The organism is Pseudoalteromonas sp. L23 (assembly GCF_021728455.1).
GTDB lineage: Bacteria > Pseudomonadota > Gammaproteobacteria > Enterobacterales > Alteromonadaceae > Pseudoalteromonas.
In genome coordinates this window covers 13,014-36,768 of the sequence record NZ_JAKKCW010000005.1, presented here as the reverse complement: position 1 = coordinate 36,768, position 23,755 = coordinate 13,014, and the positions used below count along the sequence as shown (strand labels likewise).

General features: G+C 42.7%; 27 protein-coding genes. 5 read left to right on the top strand and 22 right to left on the bottom strand.

Going from position 1 to position 23,755, the window contains the following annotated elements; genetic code table 11:
* Window positions 1-27 precede the first annotated feature (27 nt).
* The 4 genes from L3V43_RS10265 to hisC are packed head-to-tail and all read left to right on the top strand — an operon-like array spanning window position 28 to window position 4,551.
* Window positions 28-1,086, top strand: a complete 1,059-nt coding sequence (locus tag L3V43_RS10265; protein ID WP_102057059.1) for a cysteine synthase family protein — start codon at window positions 28-30, stop codon at window positions 1,084-1,086.
* Between the two features lie 2 nt (window positions 1,087-1,088).
* A complete protein-coding gene (locus L3V43_RS10260; RefSeq protein ID WP_235367597.1) occupies window positions 1,089-2,072 on the top strand; it encodes an ornithine cyclodeaminase in 984 nt (327 codons plus the stop codon).
* Complete coding sequence (locus L3V43_RS10255; protein WP_237116587.1) at window positions 2,066-3,442, top strand: MATE family efflux transporter; 1,377 nt, start codon at window positions 2,066-2,068, stop codon at window positions 3,440-3,442. The genes L3V43_RS10260 and L3V43_RS10255 overlap by 7 nt, the downstream gene beginning before the upstream one ends.
* On the top strand, window positions 3,439-4,551 hold the full coding sequence (gene hisC / locus L3V43_RS10250) for a histidinol-phosphate transaminase (protein WP_237116588.1): 1,113 nt from the start codon (window positions 3,439-3,441) through the stop codon (window positions 4,549-4,551). Before L3V43_RS10255 ends, hisC begins: the two co-directional genes overlap by 4 nt.
* A gap of 22 nt (window positions 4,552-4,573) precedes the next feature.
* On the opposite strand, the gene L3V43_RS10245 is transcribed toward hisC, so the two are convergent.
* The 4 genes from L3V43_RS10245 to L3V43_RS10230 form a co-directional block, all read right to left on the bottom strand.
* Window positions 4,574-5,464: a DUF1015 family protein gene (locus L3V43_RS10245; protein ID WP_237116589.1), complete on the bottom strand. Its 891-nt coding sequence runs from the start codon at window positions 5,462-5,464 to the stop codon at window positions 4,574-4,576.
* A 165-nt stretch (window positions 5,465-5,629) separates the two neighbouring features.
* Complete coding sequence (locus L3V43_RS10240) at window positions 5,630-6,217, bottom strand: helix-turn-helix transcriptional regulator (RefSeq protein WP_102057064.1); 588 nt, start codon at window positions 6,215-6,217, stop codon at window positions 5,630-5,632.
* 201 nt (window positions 6,218-6,418) lie between these two features.
* A complete protein-coding gene (locus L3V43_RS10235) occupies window positions 6,419-6,823 on the bottom strand; it encodes a hypothetical protein (protein ID WP_010605168.1) in 405 nt (134 codons plus the stop codon).
* Between the two features lie 101 nt (window positions 6,824-6,924).
* Window positions 6,925-7,386 carry a GNAT family N-acetyltransferase gene (locus L3V43_RS10230; RefSeq protein ID WP_235367591.1) on the bottom strand — a complete coding sequence of 154 codons (462 nt, stop codon included), beginning with the start codon at window positions 7,384-7,386 and terminating at the stop codon, window positions 6,925-6,927.
* A 170-nt stretch (window positions 7,387-7,556) separates the two neighbouring features.
* On the opposite strand from L3V43_RS10230, the gene L3V43_RS10225 reads away from it, so the two are divergent.
* On the top strand, window positions 7,557-8,258 hold the full coding sequence (locus L3V43_RS10225; RefSeq protein WP_010605170.1) for a hypothetical protein: 702 nt from the start codon (window positions 7,557-7,559) through the stop codon (window positions 8,256-8,258).
* A gap of 12 nt (window positions 8,259-8,270) precedes the next feature.
* Here L3V43_RS10225 and L3V43_RS10220 read toward each other — a convergent pair whose 3' ends face one another.
* The 18 genes from L3V43_RS10220 to L3V43_RS10135 form a co-directional block, all read right to left on the bottom strand.
* Complete coding sequence (locus L3V43_RS10220; RefSeq protein WP_237116590.1) at window positions 8,271-9,617, bottom strand: DUF2254 domain-containing protein; 1,347 nt, start codon at window positions 9,615-9,617, stop codon at window positions 8,271-8,273.
* Between the two features lie 122 nt (window positions 9,618-9,739).
* Window positions 9,740-11,122 (bottom strand): Na+/H+ antiporter NhaC family protein, encoded by a 1,383-nt coding sequence (locus L3V43_RS10215; protein ID WP_237116591.1) that lies wholly within the window; start codon window positions 11,120-11,122, stop codon window positions 9,740-9,742.
* Between the two features lie 230 nt (window positions 11,123-11,352).
* On the bottom strand, window positions 11,353-11,772 hold the full coding sequence (locus L3V43_RS10210; RefSeq protein ID WP_010605173.1) for a hypothetical protein: 420 nt from the start codon (window positions 11,770-11,772) through the stop codon (window positions 11,353-11,355).
* Window positions 11,773-11,837: 65 nt separating this feature from the next.
* Window positions 11,838-12,041, bottom strand: coding sequence for a GNAT family N-acetyltransferase (locus L3V43_RS10205; protein WP_237116606.1), 204 nt, complete (start codon window positions 12,039-12,041; stop codon window positions 11,838-11,840).
* Between the two features lie 144 nt (window positions 12,042-12,185).
* Window positions 12,186-12,437 (bottom strand): hypothetical protein, encoded by a 252-nt coding sequence (locus tag L3V43_RS10200; RefSeq protein WP_237116592.1) that lies wholly within the window; start codon window positions 12,435-12,437, stop codon window positions 12,186-12,188.
* Between the two features lie 31 nt (window positions 12,438-12,468).
* Window positions 12,469-12,843: a GFA family protein gene (locus L3V43_RS10195; RefSeq protein ID WP_237116593.1), complete on the bottom strand. Its 375-nt coding sequence runs from the start codon at window positions 12,841-12,843 to the stop codon at window positions 12,469-12,471.
* Window positions 12,844-12,982: 139 nt separating this feature from the next.
* Window positions 12,983-13,450, bottom strand: a complete 468-nt coding sequence (locus L3V43_RS10190) for a DUF4265 domain-containing protein (protein WP_237116594.1) — start codon at window positions 13,448-13,450, stop codon at window positions 12,983-12,985.
* 179 nt (window positions 13,451-13,629) lie between these two features.
* Entirely contained in the window at window positions 13,630-13,956 is a 327-nt protein-coding gene (locus L3V43_RS10185; protein ID WP_233525164.1) for a hypothetical protein, read from the bottom strand.
* Between the two features lie 82 nt (window positions 13,957-14,038).
* Window positions 14,039-16,297 carry a hypothetical protein gene (locus tag L3V43_RS10180; RefSeq protein ID WP_237116595.1) on the bottom strand — a complete coding sequence of 753 codons (2,259 nt, stop codon included), beginning with the start codon at window positions 16,295-16,297 and terminating at the stop codon, window positions 14,039-14,041.
* Window positions 16,298-16,362: 65 nt separating this feature from the next.
* Complete coding sequence (locus L3V43_RS10175; RefSeq protein ID WP_010605177.1) at window positions 16,363-16,683, bottom strand: multidrug efflux SMR transporter; 321 nt, start codon at window positions 16,681-16,683, stop codon at window positions 16,363-16,365.
* A 780-nt stretch (window positions 16,684-17,463) separates the two neighbouring features.
* Window positions 17,464-17,979 (bottom strand): adenylate kinase, encoded by a 516-nt coding sequence (locus tag L3V43_RS10170; RefSeq protein ID WP_102057074.1) that lies wholly within the window; start codon window positions 17,977-17,979, stop codon window positions 17,464-17,466.
* 253 nt (window positions 17,980-18,232) lie between these two features.
* Window positions 18,233-18,847, bottom strand: coding sequence for a LysE family translocator (locus L3V43_RS10165; RefSeq protein ID WP_237116596.1), 615 nt, complete (start codon window positions 18,845-18,847; stop codon window positions 18,233-18,235).
* Window positions 18,848-18,872: 25 nt separating this feature from the next.
* Window positions 18,873-19,427 carry a GNAT family N-acetyltransferase gene (locus L3V43_RS10160; RefSeq protein WP_099028907.1) on the bottom strand — a complete coding sequence of 185 codons (555 nt, stop codon included), beginning with the start codon at window positions 19,425-19,427 and terminating at the stop codon, window positions 18,873-18,875.
* Between the two features lie 178 nt (window positions 19,428-19,605).
* Complete coding sequence (locus tag L3V43_RS10155) at window positions 19,606-20,433, bottom strand: hypothetical protein (RefSeq protein ID WP_010605180.1); 828 nt, start codon at window positions 20,431-20,433, stop codon at window positions 19,606-19,608.
* 502 nt (window positions 20,434-20,935) lie between these two features.
* Window positions 20,936-21,082 carry a hypothetical protein gene (locus L3V43_RS10150; protein ID WP_237116597.1) on the bottom strand — a complete coding sequence of 49 codons (147 nt, stop codon included), beginning with the start codon at window positions 21,080-21,082 and terminating at the stop codon, window positions 20,936-20,938.
* A 227-nt stretch (window positions 21,083-21,309) separates the two neighbouring features.
* Window positions 21,310-22,422, bottom strand: coding sequence for a serine hydrolase domain-containing protein (locus L3V43_RS10145; RefSeq protein WP_237116598.1), 1,113 nt, complete (start codon window positions 22,420-22,422; stop codon window positions 21,310-21,312).
* A gap of 2 nt (window positions 22,423-22,424) precedes the next feature.
* The gene (locus L3V43_RS10140; protein WP_237116599.1) at window positions 22,425-22,790 is read right to left on the bottom strand and encodes a hypothetical protein; all 366 of its coding nucleotides are present in this window, start codon (window positions 22,788-22,790) and stop codon (window positions 22,425-22,427) included.
* Window positions 22,787-23,611 (bottom strand): alpha/beta hydrolase-fold protein, encoded by an 825-nt coding sequence (locus L3V43_RS10135; protein ID WP_237116600.1) that lies wholly within the window; start codon window positions 23,609-23,611, stop codon window positions 22,787-22,789. The genes L3V43_RS10140 and L3V43_RS10135 overlap by 4 nt, the downstream gene beginning before the upstream one ends.
* Window positions 23,612-23,755: the final 144 nt, after the last annotated feature.

The window sequence follows — 23,755 nt, the reverse complement described above, 5'->3', positions numbered from 1 at the left end:
AACAACACAACGTAAAGGAGCCTATTTATGAACATAAATGCGCAGCATTCACTCGCCTCGACATTATCCCTAACCCCCTATTTAAGGGTTTCGCAAAGTATTGGTAATACCCCGCTAATGCAGTTTTTAAGTCTACCAAACGGTAGCAAACTGTATCTTAAACTTGAGCAGTTTAACCCCACCGGTAGCACTAAGATCCGAATGGCGAAGTCTATGTTAGATGAAGCAGAAGCCAGTGGCCAACTGAAGCCGGGGGGCTGGGTCGTTGAGTCAACCTCTGGCAATACCGGCGTTGGCCTTGCGCTGCTTGCAGCTGAGCGTGGCTATCGCTTTACCGCACTTGTGGATAACCATGCGGCAAAAGAGAAAATCAGCAATATGAAAGCTTTTGGCGCGGAGGTGATCTGCGTTAGCGAAGCCGGAGACGACAGCTTATCGACTGATATTCGCGATGCAATGGCCGCAAAGCTGGCACAAGAGCAAGGCGCATTTTGGACCGCCCAACACAATAATTTTGCCAATAGCCGCGGTTATACAGGACTTGCGCAAGAGGTCTTTCATGAACTTGGTGAACACATTAGTCACCTTGTTGGTGCGGTTGGCACAGGTGGGTCGCTATGCGGCACAACAAGGGCTTTGCGCGACTTAGGTTGTCATCACCTCACAACGATTGGAGTTGAACCTGTAGGGTCTGTGATTTTTGGTGGACCAGGACTGAATTATCATCAGTCAGGAACGGGGACGCCGGAAGGCGCTGAGATAGGTCCCGTTATTGAGTATGAACTTATCGACAAAGGCGTGAAGGTATCTGACAAACAAGCGTTTAATACCGCCAGGTACCTTGCCAAGCACTACGCCCTAATGGTCGGTGGCTCGGCTGGAGGAGTTATATACGAAGCGCTACAGGCGTTAAAAACCGCCCCCGCCGATAGCTTATTTGTAGTGCTCGTTTGTGACGGTGGCGAGAAATATCTCGATACGGTATTCAATGATGATTGGATGGCAAAACACGACCTTATCGACATTAACATCGAGCAAGAGCTCGATGACCTATTAACGCAATATAAACCTGCCGCGAGAGCCTAACCATGACCCAACAAACTATTCTGCCGATACTAAATGAAGCCCGACTGGCGCAACTTGATTTTCCCTATAGTAAAGTCATTGAGGTGGTGGAAAATGCCTTTCGTTCACTGCACCACCCTGACTCTGCCAACCCACTCAAAGTGATTATGACGCCACAAGATGGTCGATCCATTGCCTATAGTATGGCTGGCCGAGATGCCGCAAGTAATACCGTAGGGTTTAAGGTGGTCTATGAATACGACCCAGACAGAAGTCGTAACCAATATCAATTCTATTCCTTTATTTTCCTTTGCGATGATGCCACAGGCCACCCTGTGGCCCTAATGGATGTAAAAGAACTAGGCCCTATGCGCACATCAGCCACCTCCGCCTTGTTTGCAAAGTATGCCGTTCATTCAGATGCCAAAAATGCGTTGGTTGTAGGAACAGGTGTTCAAGGGCAAATCGCTTTACCAATGCTCGTCACGGCATTACCACAACTCACACACTTAACCGTCCACGGCAGCTATCAAGCAGGTTTGGAAGCGGTTCAGCAAAAACTAAAGGAGCATCACCCACAGCGACAAGTTGCGGTATCACAAGACTTAGAAGCTTCAGTAAGACAAGCCGATGTGATCCTTGCCGTTACTGGGTTATCCGCCAAAGAGAACATTAAATATGAATGGTTAAAACCGGGCGCTGTGGTGATTTTAGTTGGCTATGGGATCGAAAAGCCAGTGCTACACCGAGCTGATAGATTGCTCACAACGGATGCAGAACAAATGAAGGTCACCGGAGACGATTTATTAGACGAGAACGATAAGCTACCCGCCGTTGATGCGACATTGACGGAAATACTAAATGGTGAAAAGCCGGCACGAACCCACCCTGATGAAATTATCTTTGTCTATAACAGCGGCATGATCATTACTGACGTGGCACTCGGAAGAGCGGTTGCAGACTTTGCCATCACACAAGAAAACGTGGAGGAAGTAACGTTATGGTAGCTTCAGCGCGCGCCGATATTTTTAAAGTAAGTCAGCTCGCAGGGCCGCTTATTCTGACCAATCTGCTCTACGTGGCAATTGCAACGATAGATCTTATCATGCTCGGTATGTTGAGCCCGTTAGAACTGGCTGCAGGCGGCCTCGCCATTGGTATTTTTAATCAATTTAGAACCATGGGAACGGGCGTAGTCACGGCAACGGGTAATTTGGTATCTGATGCAATCGGCAAGGCTAAACTAGATCAGATCACTCCTCTTTTTAACGCCAGCATGCTTATCGGAACATTTTTGGGTCTGCTATTCGCCGCCGCGATGTTTGCCATAGAGCCATTTTTAAGGTTTATCGGTACATCCGAGGCAATTGCCAATTTGACGACCCAATATTTAACCGTTGTCGCTTTGGGCTTATTACCCTGTTTTTGGTTTCAAAGCGTGCGGCATTTTAGTGTTGGATTGAAAAGACCAGGGCCATTGATGTTAATAACGGGTGTATCTGTTGTACTCACTATCGTGCTCAATTACGGTCTAATTTTTGGTCAGTTTGGCCTACCACAACTCGGCTTTGTGGGGGTTGCAGCCGCCACGTGTATCGTGCTGTATTTATCGTTTTTACTGTTTGTACTATTTGCCAAGCGCGATGACGTACTAAGCCCCTACCTCACTATAAAGTTTTGGCAAACCGACCGTGAAGCACTTAGTAAAACATGGAAAATGGGCGTGCCAATTGGCGCAACTTACGGGCTTGAAGCTGGTTTTTTCACCGTGCTTGCGTTGTTTGTGGCAACACTCGGCGTAAATGCCTTAGCCGCCCACAACGTGGTAAGCCAAATGGTGTACATCGTATTTATGGTATCTGCTGGCATTTCATCTGCTTGTTCTATTTACATCAGCGAAGCCAATGCTGCGGGGGACTTTCATCATGCAAAACGCATCGGCAATTTGGGGATTATTTGCGGTGCCGTGGTCATGTCTGTTTTCGCCTTAATCTATTTATTCACACCCGAGTTTGTACTGCTGCCATTTTTAAGTGCAGAAGAATTACAAAACTCCGACGTCGTTGTTATCGCTATAGAGCTACTCGTTATTGCCGCCTTTTTGCAACTTTTTGACGCGTGGCAAAATATCGGGCTCGGTATCTTGCGTGGACTTGGCGATGTTAAAAGCACCCTAATGCTGTCTTTAATTGGTTATTGGTGCATTGGTCTTCCCGGTGCGTGGTTATTTCAAGAGTTTTTCTCTTTGGGTATTTTGGGCGTTTGGTACGCCTTAATGTTAGGACTTGCAGTCACAGCACTATCTGAGATTTGGCTTTTTAATCATAGGGCTAACCGTTTGCTTGAGCCCACATCACTCAAGGAGCAAAACGCATGACAACGACAATGCCAAACCCAGCCCGCAAAGAAGTCATTGCACTGCCGCCCTATGGTGCAGGACAAACCATTGAGCAAGCAACAGCGCGTAATCTCCACCCCAATATGATAAACCTCTCAGTGAATGAAAACCCTTTAGGGCCAAGTCCTGCTGCGCTTAATGCTTTTAAAGCACAACTGCATACCGCTAGCTGCTATCCAGACAGCCAATGCACTGAGCTAAATGAGCAGCTGGCAACTAAACTTAACGTTGCCAGAGAACAAATTGTACTCGGCAATGGCTCTGAGGATGTACTCTCAATGCTCTGTAAAGCTTTCCTCAGTCAAGGCGATAAGGTGTTAGTGGCCAAGCCTACCTTTGCGCTTCATGGGATTTACGCCAATATGATGGGGGCAAAGGTCCTAGAAGTGCCGATGCAAAGCGATTTGTCCTATCGAATTGATGATTGGCTCGATGCTATCGCATGCCACCCAGATTTAAAAATGCTTATGCTTGCTAACCCATCCAACCCCATAGGTTGTACGTTTGATGCCAATAATTTGCAGCGCCTCATTGATGCCTGTCCGCTCAATACGGTTATCGTCATTGATGAAGCGTACTGCGAATATGCCCAAGGCCATAAACAGTTTGTCGATAGCTTAACACTACTTCAAACACAGCCTCGTCCCTACGCGGTATTACGAACTTTTTCCAAAGCCTATGGTCTTGCAGGGCTTAGAGTGGGCTACGGCGTAATGGCAAATGCCCAGTTGGCGGATTATCTGCACCGCGTACGTACACCTTACAATGTAAATCGACTAGCACAACTTGCTGCGATTGCGGTATTGCAAGATCCCTCCTATTTGGTAGACACGGTCACGCAAACAAATAGCGAAAGGGAAAAACTCAGCGCCGCCCTCACCGAGCTGGGTTATTTTGTCGCGCCAAGTCTAGCCAACTTTTTATTTATTGATGTCAAGCAGCCGTCTGCGCATGTCGCATCTTTGCTGCTGCAACAAGGAATAATGATAAAACCTTGGCTAGAATCAGGTTTTGATCATTTTGTAAGAGTAAGCATCGGGCTTCCGGAGCAAAACCTTAGGGTGCTTGAAGCCTTTAAACAGTTGTAAGTATCGCCCTCTGTGAGGGCTTTTAAGCACAAGCTGCCTGCTGATTTATATGGTAAAGTACTTGGCTGTCGGCCTTATGAGTAAATAAGGTCGACTTTTCTGGAAAGTACTTGCCTGCTTTGGCAGCAGCAAAGATGTCTTCAATTATGGGGGCGCGACAGATGGCGGTTACAATATGAGCGTCATCACTTAGCTCAACTTTATTTTTAGACCACAGCTCCTCAAACGCTGGCAGTGCCTGCAGTGCTCTACGCAACTGGGTCTGAATAAGATAAGAATCGCTTGTCGCGCGTTGGAGAGCAAAACATAAAGCAGCTTTCCCCAACCAAATAGTATAATCGCCCTCAGTCTCCGGGGATTCACAGATATCAAAATCGCTAAGGTGCTGTTTGAATTTAGTAACATCTACAGCTTGTGTGTAAGATGCCTGCACCGCGAAACTCGTTATCACCGCATCTTGCTGTGGAACTAACCATGCCATCATCCGAGATTGAGGCGCATGACGTTGGCTGGCAGCAAACATCCTGTGATGTCCATCAGCAATTAGCCATTGTTGGTGCATTGCGATCTGCTGTCTTAATTCTTGTAGCACGTGACGATTTTCAACAGCATAGAGGCGATGAGTACACTCACCGCAATCACTGTGCCACTGCGCAGTTTCAACACATTCCGCTTGCCATCGCACCTTGTCCAAATTAAGTTTTCCGACCAAAAGACACGGGGGTAACAGCAACTTCTCGAGCTGAACACGCTTTTTCAGCGCCATAGCATGGGTAACCGAAACCGACTCGTGAGGCAGAATCGCTTGCTCAGGTAACACTGAAACGTCAAGCTCGGCCAAAATGCCTGTAACCAAAATACCACCTTGCTCCACTTGGTAAAGATGAAGTGGTCCATCCGTTATTGTGATCATAAAATAAACCTTGCACCATTTTAGATACAATATAACATACCAGAAATTGAGTAACATCAAGTTTACATGACAATTTATACTGACTTGTTTAGTGTGGTTATTGCTTTGCTTCAATAATCGGAAAAAAATTCAGTAAGTTTGCTTTAACTTACTGAGCTTTTTGTATTACAGATTTGGTGACAACGAGAGTTGATAATCATCAAAGTGTACTTCAGCCTGTTTTTGATGTTGAACCGTAACACTGGGGGAAGCGATAAGAACTTGACCCTCAGAAGATAAGCTGTAAATCTCGGTCACTATTTTCACTTGGTTTTCTTGTTCAATTTTTGAGGTGAGGCGAATTTTTAGCTTATCTGAAAATACAATCTCGCTGAATGCGCCTTCGTCATTCAAAACCTGAACATCAGCCAGCGTTTGTCCCTGAGAGGTTAGCATAAGGTCAACCATCACGGGCTTAGCTGACGCCGTTAAGGTAAAAACACTTGCAGCCATCACAGCAGTACCTGCAAAAAATGCCGCAGCTTTGCGTGTTAATTTGGCACCTTTTAGCTTAGGCTGATGTTGAATTTCTATCACCTTAACTTCATAAACCGCAGCAAGTGCTTTTATCGACTCGAGCGATGCCGTCCCTGACTTTTCAATACGTTGTATGGTTCGCAGGCTTAGCCCAGAAACCTGTGCCAATTCGGATTGACTCCACGCCCGCTCTACTCTTTTCGATTTTATAAGTTGTTTGTTAATTTGCATTTCCATGATTGGTCTCCTGTATTAGTTAGCTCAACTATACTCGGAGACCTTCCTACTGATTACGCCACTTAGGCGACATAGGTATGTCAACTCTATGACATTAAAGAATAAATTAAAACTCTTTCACTGTGTTCTGACACATAACGTTTAAGAGTTAAGCATTAATGATATTTTCACTTAATATTGGCAAATCAATTTACACAAATACTAAATGGACATCTCATCGAGTTGTTTCACCATCGACTTTAGCTCATTAACTGTGACTTTTTCTGCACTAAACTCTTTGCTAAGATTTTGCTGGGCTGCTGCGAAAAACGGCTCAGCTGTTAGTGAGTTTCCAAGCTTTTCGTGCAATAATCCGATACGGATGTAAGTAAATGCTAAAATATTGGGCCCCAATTCAGCACGAACACTTGAGGACTCCGCTTGATTCAAAAGCCTAGCCAACGACTCTAGAGCATAGATTCCACTTTCAATTGAGCCATCTTTATATTGCTGAAATGATATTTCAACCTCATTTTTAATAAAATCCATTTCCATATCTTCTGCATAAGCGGTTGTTGTATTGAGTGTAATTAAGCCGCATATGCCTATTAAACATCCTTTAATCATCGAATTCTCCTTAGCCTGTTGTAACATTTATTTTTAGAGTTCGTACCTTTTATAGCAAAAAAAGTTTACTGTGTACATTTTATCATCTTAAGGATGAGTTATTATTGAGCGGGTTTAATTACTGATACAAACGCCAGCTTCTCTATTCCATGTGTGGGCAACCAACGTTTAAACTCAATAAATCCATACTTTTGATAAAGCGCTATGGCGGGGATATTTGCGCTAGCTGTTTCAACTATTACCTTCTCCGCACCCAGCTCAGCTAACACAAAATGCAGTAATTTACCCGCAATCCCTTTGCGAAAATAACTGGGATCAACGGTCAGGCTATCTATTTCTAGCGTTTTCTCAACAATGACAATTTCAATGACAGCAGCAAGATTTTGATTTTCAAAATATCCATAAAAGTGACTCGTCGCACCGCATATATCTTCTATCGTTCGAGATAAAGGCGGAAAATAACTCGCCCCAATTAACTCTGCTTCTATTTTGTATGAGCGTTGAAATACATTGAAAATCTCTCTAGCCACCAACGCATCGCGATTGTTTAATTTTTGGATCATATATTCCGCTTCCTAAAAGCGTTCCCACAATTGTACCAATTGATGACCAAAAAAGTATCAATCTCTTGGTTAAAACACAACGCAACCAGTTGAAAAATTTCCAAGTTTCACGGAAATACGATATAAATGGATCAGGATCATTGCTTTTATTAATATCAAGGAGGTGCCCTATGTCGTTAGCTAAACACACACTCGATTTATCACTAACGGATAAAGTGTGGTTCAAATATGTGACTCTAAAAAACAAAAATGAGTTGAACGATAACTCTCAAGTATCACTCAAATCTATCGCAGCGCTGGGCATGCTTTCCGGTGGCGCTGAATTTTTATTTGCATTATTAGTCTTCGCCTTGGCTATCACAGCGTCGTTTATTGATGGCGAGTACCCTCGCTACCTTGCCTTTCCTGCTTGTTTAATCGCATTTTTAATTATCTTTTTCACTAAAAGAGTCATGCTGTACAAAAAATTTGGCTTTGGCTCTCAATGGGTGATGGACGTGTCGAAAAACCAATTAACCATTTCGCCCAAAGCAATAAAAACAAAGGTAACTGGCACGCAAAAAATTGCTAGAGAAGATATTACTGAAATCACCTTTCATTACTTACTATTAAAAGACCGCAAAGGCGGAAGAATAAAAACCACGGCCAATTTATGCTTTGCCGAAATCTTATTAAAAGATGGTACAAAAGTAGAACTCAACGGCACTCGGATCGGTTTTTTTGACTTACTCTACTTACTTATATTCTTTGATTATCCCTTAGTTTATCGAAATACGTCTGCAGGCGGCAGCTCTGATATTGCCATCATTTTACTCAGGTTACTCTCCCTTTCTGCCATTGCCGCCGGTCTTGCTAAGCTTGCGCTGAATTAAAAAGGTTCGCGCTTATTCTCGTGTAAATTGAGTAATAAGCGCTTCTCCTTTGTCGCCATTAATTTTCTCAATGGCCTCGAGCATTTCAATGATCCGTTGACGGTCAAACGGATTAGTGATGGTATTGCGCACATCGTCGATGATGGCCTCTAAGTAATTAAATAAACTTGCCGTCGCTTGTTGATCCGCACTTGAGCGAAACAGTATATTTTTAAACGCTTCCAACACATTAACCATGACATAGCCATCGGTCTTTGCATAGTTTCTTATCGGCGTAAAATTATCATGCAATAATTCATCAAAAGACGCTTCGTGAATATATAAAAGCGGCTCATTTTTAGCGTGTTTAAAGGAGTAGTTCACATCGCAAATATCCAAACGCTGGATAAGTAAAATACTCAGCATATCAATCGCCTTTACCGCAGTACCGGGGTCATTAATCCCTGGGCTCATGGCCTTCACTGCAATCTCCGAGATTTGTGTTAAACCATAGCGATAATGGTCGCTGATGTACTCTTCAACATAAAAAATAAAACAGCCAAGTAACGCATCCTGTAGCGCCTCATTTTCACTAAGATCCTTATTACACTTAAGAAACGGATAGCCTTTAACGGTAAAAAACCCTTGTTTAACTGCAATATATATTTTTAAGTCATGTTGCTCGCACAACCCGCACAGTTTGTCACTGTGTACTCCCTTAAAATATCCCTCTTCTGTGCTGGGTAAATTATGCCAACTCGAAAAGTCAGGAAAGTTATCAAAAGGCTGCTCTTGCTGTTTGGTGATAATATTCTTCATCTCATTCTTGGTGTTGTTAAACAGGTCATTTAGCACATTATCGACCTGTATGGCGCGGGAGATTGAATGGATAAAAAATACAAAAAAGCCTAATGAGATCAGTCCAAACACCAGCGAAAATAAAACTCCTAACGCCGGGATCCCAGTTTCACCATTGCCCACACCACGAATGTTTATCAGCATAATGATGGCATAAATGATACTGCCGAGATAAAACCCCAATACCAGCTGGTGTGACTTTCTGGTGATCAGGCCCGGCAACACTCTAGGTGATAACCCAGCGCTGGCATTATTCAGCACAATCATCACCATTGAAAAACTAAATACCGTCAATGAGATGATACTACCCACGAGCGTGCTTAAGATGGTTCGTGCGTTCTCTTCACTGTCGACCAGTACAATCGCTATAAGCTCCTTAAAGTTGCTGATAGGAGCTGCATATTCAAGTGCCGTGGTTATGAGCGCGAAAATAAAAAATGCAACTGCAAGTAAAGAGGGGTAGAAACCGATACTACTTATCAGTTCGCGATAATTTTCGGCCAACTTGCGAGGTGTGAACATTGCTATCCTTACACTTTGAGAATCTGATTATATAGCCTAGCAAGACTTGAGCAATAGAGTAATGTATTTTAGAAAGTTAGCTTCGAAGGATTAGCAAAACTAACCCTAAAATTTACTTGCGATTATGCAATGAACAAGAAGCCAACAAAGGCGATAGCAGCCGCAATCAACGCATAAGGTAGCTGAGTGATGGCGTGACTGACTAAGTTACAATCTGAGCCTTGAGCTGCCAATACTGTAGAATCCGAGTAGAAACACGCTTGACTACCAAATGATGATGCCGACAACAATGCACCTATCACCAGAGGAATATTAGCATCTACAGCAACGGCCAATGGCATCACGATAGGAATAGTCACAGCGAAGATCCCCCAACTAGAGCCTGTTGCAAAGGCCAAAATAGCCATAGATAAAAACACCATCGCAGGCAGTAAACCAGCTGTCATATAAGGACTCAGCGCATTTATCACATATTGTGGCAATAGCAGCTGATCGCACACATCCTTAAAGATAAATGCGGCGATAACCGTTCCTATCGCGGGTAGCATGCATTTAAAACCATTGATCATTTGCTCAAGCATGTCTGCAAGCGGCATCAACCTTTGCACCATATAAAATGGGATAGTCACAGCCAAAGTCGCTAACAAGCCTTTCCATACATCAATGTCAAAATACACCGTAAACGCCACCAACAAACCAATGGGCACTAAAAAGTTAACCAGTTTGCCTTGAGTGTCGGCTTGTTCAAATTCCTGCTCAATGGCTTTTGCAGCATAGTGATCCGGTGTATGCACTTCTTCCAAATCAACCTGCTCAAGCGCAGGCTGTCCTTGTTTAGCTGCAAGCTCTGCTTTTTTCATTGGGCCGAATAGTGGAACAACACCAAATATCACCAGTGGCACCATAATTACAGCCACCCAAGCATACAGCATGTAAGGAATGGCCTGAATATACGTGCTGATCCCCTGTCCTTCTCCGGCGACACCGTTATCAACCAGTAAACCACCAAAGAACACTGCCCAAGTCGAAAGTGGTACTAGAACACAGATAGGCGCAGCGGTTGAATCCACTACATAGGCAAGCATTTCCCTAGAAATCTTAAACTTATCGGTAACGCGACGCATCGTCTCACCAACCGTCAGCGCATTAAGATAGTCATCAATAAAAATGATCACACCTAAAAAATAGGTCATAAGCAAAGACGACTTTGGCCCTTTTGCCATTTTCAGTGCATTGCGACCAAATGCTAAGGCACCACCCGTGTGCACCAACAATGCTATCAAAGCACCAAACGTACCACATACCAGAATAAGCCAGCCGATGGTTTCATCGCCCATCACTTTTAGCGAAGCATCAGCAAAATTTGCCAATACGGTGGCAGGGTCTAACAATGCGAGTCCTACAAGCGCCCCTAAGACAAGGGACAAGATAGGACGACGTAAGATAATTGCAAGCGTCAATACGACGACTGGGGGAATGATGCTAATTGCACTTGGCTCAGCCATGCGAATTTCCCAAATCAAAGGAATTTGAGCTGCGGAAAAAGGGACGCAACATCGGCTATAAACAGCGGTTGATGCAGTCTTATCCGTTTCCCAAATTCAGAACAAAAGGTTAAAATCACAGGCACTTAATGGCGTGTGAGGATCTGCCTAATATTGGGTTAACGAGTTGACTGTATGGCCCTCATTGAAACATCGCGGAGAAAATATACAGAATTTGACTTTGCGTCAATTTATTTTTTGTCTAATGCTAGTTTTGCCATGTGCTTATTTACTTGCTCTATCTCTTCAGCGGTCAATTCGGCGTAACGTCTAGGATAAGACCACCCGTACCCCCAACGAAATGGCGTAGGTAAATAAGGAAGCCCACCAAGTCGCACACCCGCTAACATCAAGGTTGCCACTTCTTCTTGACCTACCGCAGCAACACATTTTTGCAAGGCAATGTCGGCATTTTCGCGCTCTATAGCGGTACCACCTTTCCAGTAGGCAAGGTCGTGTGCCGTGCAACAACTTAGCCACAGTTCATTTTGCGCCAAAGTACCATCAGGAAATGCACTACAGCCATCGCTTGTGAATGGCTTTAATTCATCGGCACTGCCGTGACTAGATGCAAACAGCAGTGAGAATATAATTACTATTTTTTTAATCATCGTAAATTACCGTATGGCTACTTTCCTTCCAAGCTTAGCTGGCGCACCTTACACTTTCATTTCCATCAGCAGCGCATCTTCACCATAACTTTTGCATACCTTAATTGGCTTTGGAACATCAACCAAAACCCCACGCTATTTTGTACAGCCACGAGCCGAATGCGACAGTACCCCATTTGAGTCGCCAGCTCAACTAAGCGTTTAATCATCAAGGCACCAATTCCCTGCCCAGATACGGCTTGTGAAACAACTAGGTCATGTAGAAACAACGACGAACTAGGCGGCTGTTCAGGAAGTAATACCAATTTGCTGAATTAAGTGCTCTATTTTGAGGCAAGAAAATCTTGTCGATAACAAGGCAAAAATTTTGCTATTTAGTTGTTCTAAATAAGAAATTTTTAACACAGTTAGCGTCAGATTTGCTCCTTCAAATTGAGCAAGTATTTAGGTAGATTGGTATAATGTAAACAAACTCGGCGGCTAGGGTGCGCCAATAAATAGGCATCCACGGCTCGATGTTGTTTAAAAACAAAACAACTCTTTGGCGAGCGCATCCATTTACTTTTTAGGATATCCACAGTTTCCGGCGCAACATCATGATACGCCTGACTTTGTAGCGTTAGGATCTCAGGCCACGACGCATCTTCGATAGCGTAATAAGTCATAATATACTCGCATACGACGCTTAGGTTAACTTCATCCTATGCGCCACCATTTTGGCCTTTTTGAAATATAAGAATGAGATTTGGGTTCTAGGGCTTTACGACTATTGGCATCAAAAACGCCGAGCACCAATGCAATGACAGGTGCGTCATCTATTGCACCTAATGTACTACCACACTCAGGGCAAAAAGCGCGCGATGAATAATCCGATGAACGCCACGCCTTAGGAGCACCGCCCGGCCCATCCCAGCTTACCTCTTCACTTGCGAACTCTACCCATGTAACGGTTAGAGCACCGCTATGTCTTTGGCACATTTTACATGAGCAGGTATGAGGGTTACGAGGGACGCCAATCGCAGTAAAACGGATCTGCCCACATAAACATCCTCCAACAAAATTGACAGCCATCCTTGTGTTTCCTTAGTATTTCACCATTATCCTAAATTAAGTACGATAGTAAATTACCGTGCCTATAAAGTTCCAAGTGAAACACAAAACTGAACACTAAGCCACTGAATTTGTGATGCATTAGTTAGGTATCTCTTAGTTACGCACTGTTACCATCGAAGTTATCGTGGGGCTCGCCGGCAAGTTCATACTTCAATACTCCAAGCTCCTGATAATAATGCAAGATATCGATAAAAGATTCGTATTCTCTTTGCGGTGAAACCGTCAAGGCAAAGCACCCATCATCCAATTGCTCGCTCTCCACGCCAGATAGAGTAAGCTCTTGAAGTAGCTCTATGTTTTTGGCATTTTCTAACTCGTTTGTAAAGCGGATCCGCAAAGAGTGATACTCACTTCGAGCCACAATCTCGATGACGTCTAAAGAACCTTCGCTATCTGGTGCAACCAAAACGTGGTCGTCGTAGTTAACACTAAAAGCAAAAAGCGGAGCGCCTTTTATTTGATAAATATTATCGCTCACTGCCGTCGCAACAATAAATTCTTCAGCACATCCTTGAGGATGGTTTTTAAAAGTAAACCGTACTTTGTCAGTGACTACATCATTCATATGGATACAAACCGCCTTTACATGGACTGATCTCGTTTTATTTAACCGACCGTAAGTCCAACAAATAAAAGTTACCCACAATTACAATGTGTTACTTGTATATGGGTTTAGATTGCAAACATGATGCAGTAGCAAAACTGAAGAGAAAATTAAGCGACGACCTATAGAAAACAAAGTGGTTAATCACCAGCTAATTTTAGCTTTGAGATCGACTGTGCGATCTTTCTTTTTATAATTTTCTGTTCAATATATAAAGAGACTCCCACTCCTATCATAGCGGTGATAAGCATCACTAACCAAAAGGACAAATTGTCGTAAGACAATAACCCAGAAACGGCAAGGTAGACGTTAAACGGTACTACAATAAACAATACACCAAGCGCTTTGCACAGCTCATTTAAGGTTGCTGAGTCTGCTTTCGCTTCTGTAATTACCTCATGCAATATCCGATCGTCTATCAGCTCGATTTTCGTGAAATTATTCCTTATCCATCGTAAGTAATCCAATTTATCTTTGCCTCCAAATTTCGGTTTTAGATATAACGTATATAACTTGGGAACATGGCGCTCTGAGACTCAAAGTGGCATACTAACGTTTGCCCCAAAGCACATCAATTTCTTTACCGTCTTTAACAAACTCTAGCTTCACCGTCACTTTGGTACCATTTTGTGCCTGAGGAAAAGTGCGCGTACATTGCAATACATAATGGGCGAAAAAGCGGTTATAAAATCCATGTTCGCCCATGTCATCAAAAAGATTAAATGCTTTTTCAAGCACTGAATAATCCCCTTCTTGGTGATAAGCGAGGTTAAGTTGTGCAAAACCATCGCATAGGTTTTTAATGTCGTGCAAAATCCGCGGATGCAACTCGACTATTCCTGCAAGGGTTTGGAATTTACTCGCACCTAGCCTGCGCCAATCCCGCTCTTTGCGTGCAAGTTTTCGACATCCCTTTGCTTTGAGATATTGATATGTCGCCAGAGCCACTTCGTTATGAGAGTTAAGTTGCGAATTTAACAATGCCTCAAAAATCGCATCATATAATTTCACCCGATTTTCTATAGTCGCCCGCTCAGGAAGTATTTTGTGATTGATAGGTAATGCAGCGGCAAGCGAGATGGCCAGTCTTCTACTATCAAACTGACCTAATAAAGCTAGTAGCTGAACAAACGCGTCATGGTCAAGGTGTAAGGACTTAACGATCCGCACATTATCGGCATCTTTGAGTATGTCGCTCAATCGGTGTTTTGTATCCTCAGAGTCAAACTCTGGGATCATACCCCATACCGATAAATCATCGACCAAGTGGTCCAGCTCGTTGCTGGTCACACTCGCCTCTTGCTGTTTATGTAAGAGCGTCAGACCCAATGTAAACTCGTTTAGCTTGGGCGGCGTTGATGTTGAAAAGGCCACCATCTGAGCATCAAAGCTGAGATAGTAATGACGTTTATCGCCATTAATATCATCTTGATAACCACGCATTCCAAGCGTAGCAAGTTGCACTCTATTTAGCTTGTCTCTCGTTTCAATGGTTTTAAATGAATAGCTGTTACGGCTCATGGCCGACCAAGCACCAAAGCCTAAATTGAACCCATAGGCTTGCTTGATTTCAGTACTGGTTTGAAAGAAGAAGCGCTCTATCTCAATTTCATCTTGGTAACTATGCTGAGTGATAGTACCAACCCGCCCAAATAACGCATCAAGATGCACCTGCTCTAGGCCTTTGGTAGTTAATTTAGCTTCAAGCAGCGATTGATGACTGGATAAACGCGTGAATTCAAACTTAACACTTAGCTCAGCTTTTAACTTTGCAGCCGTTTCAATATTTGCTAGCACCGTTTTTTTAATGGTCAGTAGCTCGCTTTGAAGTCGTTCTAAACTGTCCGTTAGTGGATCAAGTCGTAAGCGATCTTTTAACCCTAAGATCAGATCATATTGCGCTTCATCGGGAGAGTCTGTTGCGACAAGCGAAAGGACTTCTTCAACCTTATCCAAAGGTGCATTGAATATCCCTGTCAAAATACTCGAATAAGCTTGCTTAAATCCGGCTTGGTCGGCAAACTTGGCGTTCACTCCCCCAGTGATTGTTAAAGCGGTATTCGACAATGTTGATTTTTTAATTGCGAGGAAAGTATGGTGTGGTTTATCCAAGCGTTTAGAAAAGACAACACGAAAGCCACCACGGATCTCGATATTAAGGTCCGCATTCAAAGCCGAATCAAGGTTAACATCAAGTAATTCTCCTTGGTCCAACCAGCGGCTAAACATATCGAGATTTTGCGCGATTATATCTGACCACCTAAAATTGGCGCTCACGGTTAACGCCCCTGCCGTTTCCATCATTAATGCATTGTTAGGTGCAAGTGACTTAATATCCTCAACATCGAAAATAACCGGCATAGTCGCAAGGTCGCGGCCTAAGGCAAGACCCACAGCTTCATGTGGTTGATGGCAAAGGTAGGCTGCTAGTTTACATTGTGCCTGCCCATCTGTATTAATACCAAGCAGCTCCGCTTTGGAGGCACCGGTGAGATCAAAATCAATCTGTGTGCTGTATTTTATCCAGCACACCTCATCACTATAGGTAAGTGTTGTGGTAGGTTCGAGATCTGCATTAACCGCTTTTTGCTCACCAATAATACCGTCTTCATCGATGACAGTGCTCGCGTTTATGAGCTCTACCTTAGCGTCACCAGTAACACTTGCGGTTATCCCCTCCAATGCGAAGCTATGGCTTTCTACCATTTCCCCGCGCCAAGGGAACAAATCACCATGATAGTCTTTAAGTGGTGTGAGGGTAGTCTCGACAAGCATTTGTAAGCCCGCCATATTCAATTCAATCGTCATCGAATTTCCTTTTCATTTAAAGTGGAATTATCCTAACCTAAGCTCCGATTAACTATAGCTGTAATTTAACCCTGAGAGGATAATTTTAGACCAATAATCCCAATCACTATCAACAGTAAACTGAGTAGCTTAAGTGATGACAACGGTTCTTTAAAATAGACAAAGCCAACAATAATCGACCCTAGCATACCAATGCCAACCCAGACAGAATAAGCAACGCTAAGCGGTAAAGTTCGTAGTGCAACACTGAGAAAGTAGAAACTTGCGGCCATCGCCACTAAAGTAATAATTGAGGGAACAGGCTTCGTAAAACCGTTGGTAAATTTCAAACCAATAGCCCAAACGACTTCCAATAAACCTGCAAAAGCAAGTAGCAACCAGCTCATGACAACTCCAAAATGGGGTCGTCCCCGCCAGTAAAAGAAAGCTCTGCAGGTCGTCCACCAGAGCGAAAGCAAATTAGCACGCCCGTGAAGCTAATTCAAGCTTCACGGCAGACAAATTAAGACTCAATTAAGATTGTAAAAGAGCGAGGGCCTGTTGACCTTTGCTGTTTGATTTTTTGTTCTTCTGAGTGTGTTTTGGTCGCGACGCTCGACTTGTCGCCTAGTAATCTAGGCAAAAGTTGAGCAACAATGAACAAAGCGCACTCAGGTGAACCCAAAGGGCAGCGCTTGATTGGCATTTCTACTGTGTTATCACCAGACTTACATAGAATGACTATGCTACGCTGGCTCTGCCTTGTATAAATACCAATCAAACTGCTGCAAAAACAAACTTGAAAGATCAACAGGCCCTAATATCCTAAAAAATCGCAGTTAGCCGTGACAGATAACACCTTCCAACCACATTGCTCTATCTGTTCAATCTGTTGGTTGAGTAACTCAACGTCTGGTTGTCGCGAAAAAATGCTTTTTCTTATTAAATATTACAACTCTTCTCATGCACCTCTCCATGCGCAACTATCAAACCGGCTAAGTATAAAGAACAACAAAAAAGTACAAAGGCAAATAGCAAATAATAGTTGCGATTAGATGATTTATCACCGTTTTAGTGTGGGTAAGACCGCTACCAGTTTTATTATTCATCATTTACAGCGCAAAAGACGTAACACCAAAGGCTGTAAATCAAATCAATACATTACTCACGTTTACCCTTTGATGATATTACTTCGCATGTTGGCGTACAAAGCTATCAAGCGCCGCAACCGACTTAATCACATAGAGTGTTTTGGTTTGCGCACTTTCCTCTAACTGCGATAAGAATTTTTCATTCCAAAATTGCGGGCAGCGCCTTAACGTTTTAATACTGGCAATCGTCCCTTTAAACACTGAGCTACCATCTGGCCAGCCTTCAGGCTTATTGAGCATGCTTTTTAAAAGACGTTTTATCACAAACCAATAACTCACTCGATATGGTAAGTCGATGTAGACTAAGGTATCTGCTGCATCTAAGCGCTGTTTAAACGCATCTAACGGACCAAAGCCGTCAATGATCCACGCATCAGTATTCAATATGTTTTGATGTGCTTTATCAAAAGCGGCTCTGTCAACAAACTCGCCATTTGCTTGGTAGAGCAGCGAGTCTAATTGATATAACGGGATGTGTATTGCCGCGGCCAGTCCTTTACTCACCGTAGACTTGCCGCTTCCCGGTTTACCAAAAACTGCTATTTTCTTCATGTAACCTCCTTGACGTGGCCCCACAAGGCAGATACAAAAAACCCACCTTACTTTGGTGGGTTCATTAAAAAAGCACACAAAACCACCACTCCTAAGGAATGGTAATAATTCGTGTAGTTGTGAGAAATAGTTTTATATTCATACCGATACTTTCACGCAATGATTAATTATTGTCAAGCACACGCAAGGCCAGATGAGTGAATTGAGAAGTAGCATCACTTTGTGGGCTGGCGAGTCACTAACTTTGGCATCGCTACTGTCTACTCAACAGTAAGTTGCCGCCAGATAGCGCCAAAAATGAAGCACATGCACGATTAAAACGTTTAACCAGTTTAGGTTTACTAAACCACTGCCTTAGATACAGCCCAATAACAGCGTACATAGCGATAGCCACGATTTCCAGAACGAGAAAAGTAGCCCCCAATAGTGAAAATTGCTCTGTCACATTTTTTGCAATGTCGACAAACTGAGGGAGAAAAGCGGTAAATATCAAAATTGCCTTTGGATTACCCGCAGCAACAGCGAACTCTTGCTTCATCAGTCCGGTAATGCTCAGATTGCGGACATCATCCGAAACTGGACTAACGTCTGAGCGCCATAAATTATAAGCAATCCATAATAAATAGAGCGCGCCACAAATCTTAATGGCAAGAAACAATATTTCCGACGTATACAGCACAACAGCAAGGCCTGAAGCGGCAAGCGCAATCATCACACAAAATGCGGCGAGCCTTCCAAATCCCGCAAGTAGAGCTATACGAAAACCATAACGACGAGCATTATTTAGCGCTAGAAGATTATTTGGCCCTGGTGCCATATTCAAGGCAAAGCAGGCTGGAATAAATAAAAGTAGTGTCCAGATTTCCATTGTCTTTCCTTTAAAAAATATTGGCTCAGCGATTAAATTCTGACTTTAATAACCCAAAGCACGTTAGGTCGTGAAATTGTTCTTTCCAATATCCACTTTGTCGTCTAACCCCCTCAGCTTTAAAACCTAGCTTTTCTAGCACAGCCTCTGACGCATGATTTCCCGGCACCGTATCTCCTTGAATTCGATTCAGTGCGCCACATGCTAGTAAACCACCAAACGCTGCGGTGATAATTTGGTGTAATGCTTCAGTGGTATAACCCTTTCCCCAAAATTTCGGCATCAAATCATAACCGATAACTGCATTTTTCATCGCTGAGTTCCATGAGTTAAAACCACACGTACCTATAAGCTGCTCAGTGTCTTTTAATCGGATAGCCCAACGGATCCCAACACCGCTATCAAATCGAGAATGAAAGAAATCTATGAGTTTTTCAGCTTGTAATCGCTCACTAAACGCCTCTAAATCGTAGTATTTCACTACCTCTCGATTTGAAAATAGTTCAAAAATAGCATTACTGTCGCATTCGGATAGCGCCGTCAACTTCAAGCGTGGTGTTTCAAATTCTGGAAATTGCATATTGGTCTCCTTAACATTCAAAGCGCAACACAGAGATAACTTCAAACCGCGATAAATAGCATGGTGAAGGTTATTTATACTGCGCGAAATAGCACTTTGACTGCATCTAAAAAATGGCCGGATTGCATGCCGTTTAGTCGAGGTTTTTAGTGGTAGTATAACCAAGAATAACTGAGCACTAGTGTGTTGGTCTCAGCGTTTCAATAACCTTCGCATCCATCCAATATGGATTACCTTCCCAGTAACTCGTGCCGTCTTTTTTGACTTTTTTGTCACCTCGCCAAAAAAATAAGTACTTTCCGTCTGGTGATACTTTAGGTCGTTGCTCGTACGCAGCCGTATTAATCGTATCTCCCATGTTTATTGCGTTTGTCCATGTGCCATCTTGGTTACGAAAACTAATGTAGATATCAGGCGTGTTTTCACCTTCCTTTTCAGCATCCCACATAATATAAGACTCATCTGGCGCGATGTAGGGGTGAGCAATGTACTTTCCTTGGTTAATTGCCTTACTCATTTTGTGCGGTGTTTCATATTTGCCATCAACAAGCCGTGAATAACTCAAATGCCCACTGCCGTCTTTCAAATCTAAGACATAAAAGTAGTGTGTCCCTTTTGCTGAGGTGGTATAACCTCTGATTGGAATATCTTTAAAAGGCTCGATGTTTTGTATGTGTGAAACCGGTGGGCTAAATTGCTCCTGATATGCTTTTATGTCTGCTTCGGGTATTGATTTTTCAATCCATTGATTGTTTTTATATTGCATCACAATCCATGTTGGTTTTTGATATTCCCCACCAGAGCGAGTAAAAGAAAGCTCTGACATATCTGGCAAAAACAACACTTCAGTCTCGCGGTGCTCATCCGTAGAAACGACACCTGGAGCAAATAACTCGGGTGTTAATCCCGGTGTTTTTTGTCCTAAATCGTAATTGTTTTGGGCATAACTTTTATCGCAAATTATTAAACTGCAAAACATAGCAACTAGAATGCTCATCTGCTTCATAAACTATCCTTTTATTAGAGCCTTTAGTTTTCAAGTAAATATAATTGCACTAGGAAACAGACAAATCCAAGCACCTTTACAAAACCTGACAATGACACCAGTTTGTCTTAATACTTGCTCAATTTGAAGGAGCAAATCTGACGCTAACTGCGTTAAAGATTTCTTATTTAGAATAACTAAATAACCTGAGCTGCGGATAATTAATGCCTTTCTAGCAGCCAGTTTTAGCGCTAACTGCGTTGAATTCACTTCCAATAGCCAGCTATTGGTGCGTAAATTCGCCTTGCCTACAGGATGTAGGTACCTTAGCGAGAGCAGGACGCGGAAGCGGTGTTTTCCCTAAAACTCTCTGGCTAGACAAGGAAAAAACTAAGTTGTGCTTTAGCAACAATGAGTTGGAACATTCCTTATCCAAACCTCAGGTTAAATAGCAAAATCTTTGTCTTGTTATCGACAAGATTTTCTCGCCTCAAAATAGAGCACTTAATTAAGCAAATTGATGTTACACCGCAAAGCCTCGCCATTGCGGCATCAAAAGGCCTGCAATAAACCAAGGAACTTGTAGTACGAGAATACACAGTGCATACAAACGCAACTGCTCAGCAGTCCATAGCGCAGCAAACCACCCTATGTAAAGAACGACTTCCATCCTTCTATTTTTGCAGCTCCGCCAAAATTTAAAATCCAAAGCCAAAATGCCGCAAGTGTGACATGAGAGAGTATCCATGTAAGTAAACTCATACCTAACTCCTTGTCTCTAAGTTCGTACCCGATCCAGCTTTCGCTTCAGAAAGTAAGCTAATTAAGCTGATATTAAACCACTTTAATCAATTGCATATTTTTTAACTTCTTGAATCCGGAATTTTCATTGTCTTTTTACCGCTTAGCGTGCTCATACTTTTCAACAATCGCATTGGCAATATCATTTAATTTCCCTTGCGTGTTGTTCGCTGAAACATTCGTGGCAATAAATATTCCTAACTTCTGCTTTGGATAAAGCGCAAGCCAAGTGGAAGTACCCATAGAACCTCCACTGTGATAGAACATAGGATTAGCTGAGTGATACTCGTATGTATTCCAAAAAAATGCGTGGCCATGTTCACTGCTGGTTTCTGTTAATAAGGTGCGCGACAACAGCACTTCTTCTGCTTGGGTGCTGAGTAAATACTGCATATAATCGGCAATCGAAGCTGCAGTGGATGTTAGTCCGCCTTCAGCGAACGAGTGTGGACTGAGTAACGGTGCAATTTTGCCGTTTCTATCTACCCCTCTCGTTATTTTACTTATCTCACTGGGCTCTAAACGAAACCTTGTGTGTTCTTCACCCGATTGTTCCGTGATCAATTGCGCAACAAGTGTAGATAATGGTTGGTTATACACGTTTTCCAAAATATACCCAGTCAGGTTTGCGCCAACATTGGAGTATTGAAATGTCTGACCAGGCGTTGAGGTAAGCTGGTACTGAGCTAAATCTTCAAAAAACTTCGCTTTTGAATAGTTAGAGAACAGCTCAAAAGCCTTGCCAGACTCTATATCTGCACTTGTATATGCAAAATCTTGCGGTAAACCACTTCTGTGAGTCGCGAGATGACGCAAAGTGATAGGTTTGCCTAGATGCTGCAGGTTTTGATAATCACCATCCTGCAAGTACACCCTAATATCTTCATCTAGTTGCACTTTTTTATCTACTACCGCCTTGGCAAGCAACAACCCGGTATAAGTTTTAGTGATGGATGCAATTTCATACACGGTATCATGACGTGGCTTTGTACCGTCAGGAAACTCGCCAAACTGTTTTTGATAGTTAAGCTTATCATTCACAATGGCGATGGAGGCAACTTGTGCATTTTCCTCAATCAGAAAATCTGTTAGTTTTTTCTCAACAAACGCGTCAAAGTCTAGTTTGCTATCGTTGTTGCAGGCGGTTAACACCATCAAAAAGAGCATCAAACAAAGTAGAGTTAATGATTTCACTGAACGTAGCAGCATATTTACTCTGGCGCCTCGGTTAATTGATTGATGTATTCCAATAGAAGGCTTTTATTTACTTCATTATCAACCAGTCGCACGGCTACTTTGGTGTTTTTCAGCGCTTGTAAGTTATCCTCATTCGCCTCAAATGCCTTTGCTAATGACTCATAGGCTTGCCAAGACTTAGGTTGATATTCGGTGTAACGTTCTGCGACTTCTATCGCTTCTATGACTCGGCCTTGTCTAATCAAATACGTACTAATGAAGCCGAGCCTATTAACACTATTCCAACGCGTTGATCTTGGCAATATAGTAAAACCATAGCGCTCACTTAATTGGTCGTAGTAGTTATCAATATTTTTTAGAGCATTACCAGGTTTAGTCACAATAATGCATCATAATGTCCCTCGTTATCATAAATTTTGAGGATAAAAGGTAGGTCTTTTATACTCTTCAGGCGGCTCTTGAGTTTATTCACATTGCTTTGATACTTCTTTTCCTTTTTTAGGTCGTCTCCAGCTACAGCAAAGTAAATAAGGGGGCCATTTTTAGGGTCTTCAGATACTCTTTCAACTAGACTATCTACCATAGTTTTATTTGGCGTGTATCCCATCCCTATGATATCAGCCGCAGCTAAAAACACGTATGTATCAAATAACTGTTTTTCATGGATGAGATTATTTAATGGAAAGAAACTACTCGTTGAAATTGCAATCACTGTACGTTTTTCATTAGCCCGATAATGTGCTTTTAAAAACGGAAACAGCTCATTTTGATAAAAATCATGATATTTTTTAGGCTCCCCCCATGATGGCCACTTTTTATTCGACTGACCACCAAACATATCATTATGGTAAATATCTGGTGAAGGGCTTCCTCCATTGATACTAACAACAATGGTTTCAGGCATCCGCTCTACATCAGCTAAGTGTTTTACGATACCACTGACCGCATGGAAGAACTCACTACCATGTTTACCAACTAAAAAGATCACGGGATAAGTATGAAGTTTCGAAGAAAGATCAAAGTTGCTAGGAAGCGCAATATTGAGTGGGATTTCATTATTTAAAATTTCAGACTTCAATACCAGTGTATTACCTATCACCACAGGGTCTTGCTGCGTCACCGTCACAGCTGTACTGCCACAGGCTGGGAAAAATAAAAAAGCATAAAGAACAAGGGTTTTTAATCCTTTTGGCGCTGTCATTAATACCTCCTAGTCTTGAACTTAGCCAGCAATATTCGTTATATTAAATAATCTGAGCTGCGGATAATTAATGCCTTTCTAGCAGCCAGTTTTAGCGCTAACTGCGTTGAATTCACTTCCAATAGCCAGCTATTGGTGCGTAAA

Coding starts and splice junctions, on each gene's coding strand:
- L3V43_RS10265 (WP_102057059.1), top strand. CDS start 28: ATGAACATAAATGCGCAGCATTCACTCGCCTCGACATTATCCCTAACC.
- L3V43_RS10260 (WP_235367597.1), top strand. CDS start 1,089: ATGACCCAACAAACTATTCTGCCGATACTAAATGAAGCCCGACTGGCG.
- L3V43_RS10255 (WP_237116587.1), top strand. CDS start 2,066: ATGGTAGCTTCAGCGCGCGCCGATATTTTTAAAGTAAGTCAGCTCGCA.
- hisC (WP_237116588.1), top strand. CDS start 3,439: ATGACAACGACAATGCCAAACCCAGCCCGCAAAGAAGTCATTGCACTG.
- L3V43_RS10245 (WP_237116589.1), bottom strand. CDS start 5,464: ATGATCACAATAACGGATGGACCACTTCATCTTTACCAAGTGGAGCAA.
- L3V43_RS10240 (WP_102057064.1), bottom strand. CDS start 6,217: ATGGAAATGCAAATTAACAAACAACTTATAAAATCGAAAAGAGTAGAG.
- L3V43_RS10235 (WP_010605168.1), bottom strand. CDS start 6,823: ATGATTAAAGGATGTTTAATAGGCATATGCGGCTTAATTACACTCAAT.
- L3V43_RS10230 (WP_235367591.1), bottom strand. CDS start 7,386: ATGATCCAAAAATTAAACAATCGCGATGCGTTGGTGGCTAGAGAGATT.
- L3V43_RS10225 (WP_010605170.1), top strand. CDS start 7,557: ATGTCGTTAGCTAAACACACACTCGATTTATCACTAACGGATAAAGTG.
- L3V43_RS10220 (WP_237116590.1), bottom strand. CDS start 9,617: ATGTTCACACCTCGCAAGTTGGCCGAAAATTATCGCGAACTGATAAGT.
- L3V43_RS10215 (WP_237116591.1), bottom strand. CDS start 11,122: ATGGCTGAGCCAAGTGCAATTAGCATCATTCCCCCAGTCGTCGTATTG.
- L3V43_RS10210 (WP_010605173.1), bottom strand. CDS start 11,772: ATGATTAAAAAAATAGTAATTATATTCTCACTGCTGTTTGCATCTAGT.
- L3V43_RS10200 (WP_237116592.1), bottom strand. CDS start 12,437: ATGACTTATTACGCTATCGAAGATGCGTCGTGGCCTGAGATCCTAACG.
- L3V43_RS10195 (WP_237116593.1), bottom strand. CDS start 12,843: ATGGCTGTCAATTTTGTTGGAGGATGTTTATGTGGGCAGATCCGTTTT.
- L3V43_RS10190 (WP_237116594.1), bottom strand. CDS start 13,450: ATGAATGATGTAGTCACTGACAAAGTACGGTTTACTTTTAAAAACCAT.
- L3V43_RS10180 (WP_237116595.1), bottom strand. CDS start 16,297: ATGACGATTGAATTGAATATGGCGGGCTTACAAATGCTTGTCGAGACT.
- L3V43_RS10175 (WP_010605177.1), bottom strand. CDS start 16,683: ATGAGCTGGTTGCTACTTGCTTTTGCAGGTTTATTGGAAGTCGTTTGG.
- L3V43_RS10170 (WP_102057074.1), bottom strand. CDS start 17,979: ATGAAGAAAATAGCAGTTTTTGGTAAACCGGGAAGCGGCAAGTCTACG.
- L3V43_RS10165 (WP_237116596.1), bottom strand. CDS start 18,847: ATGGAAATCTGGACACTACTTTTATTTATTCCAGCCTGCTTTGCCTTG.
- L3V43_RS10160 (WP_099028907.1), bottom strand. CDS start 19,427: ATGCAATTTCCAGAATTTGAAACACCACGCTTGAAGTTGACGGCGCTA.
- L3V43_RS10155 (WP_010605180.1), bottom strand. CDS start 20,433: ATGAAGCAGATGAGCATTCTAGTTGCTATGTTTTGCAGTTTAATAATT.
- L3V43_RS10150 (WP_237116597.1), bottom strand. CDS start 21,082: ATGGAAGTCGTTCTTTACATAGGGTGGTTTGCTGCGCTATGGACTGCT.
- L3V43_RS10145 (WP_237116598.1), bottom strand. CDS start 22,422: ATGCTGCTACGTTCAGTGAAATCATTAACTCTACTTTGTTTGATGCTC.
- L3V43_RS10135 (WP_237116600.1), bottom strand. CDS start 23,611: ATGACAGCGCCAAAAGGATTAAAAACCCTTGTTCTTTATGCTTTTTTA.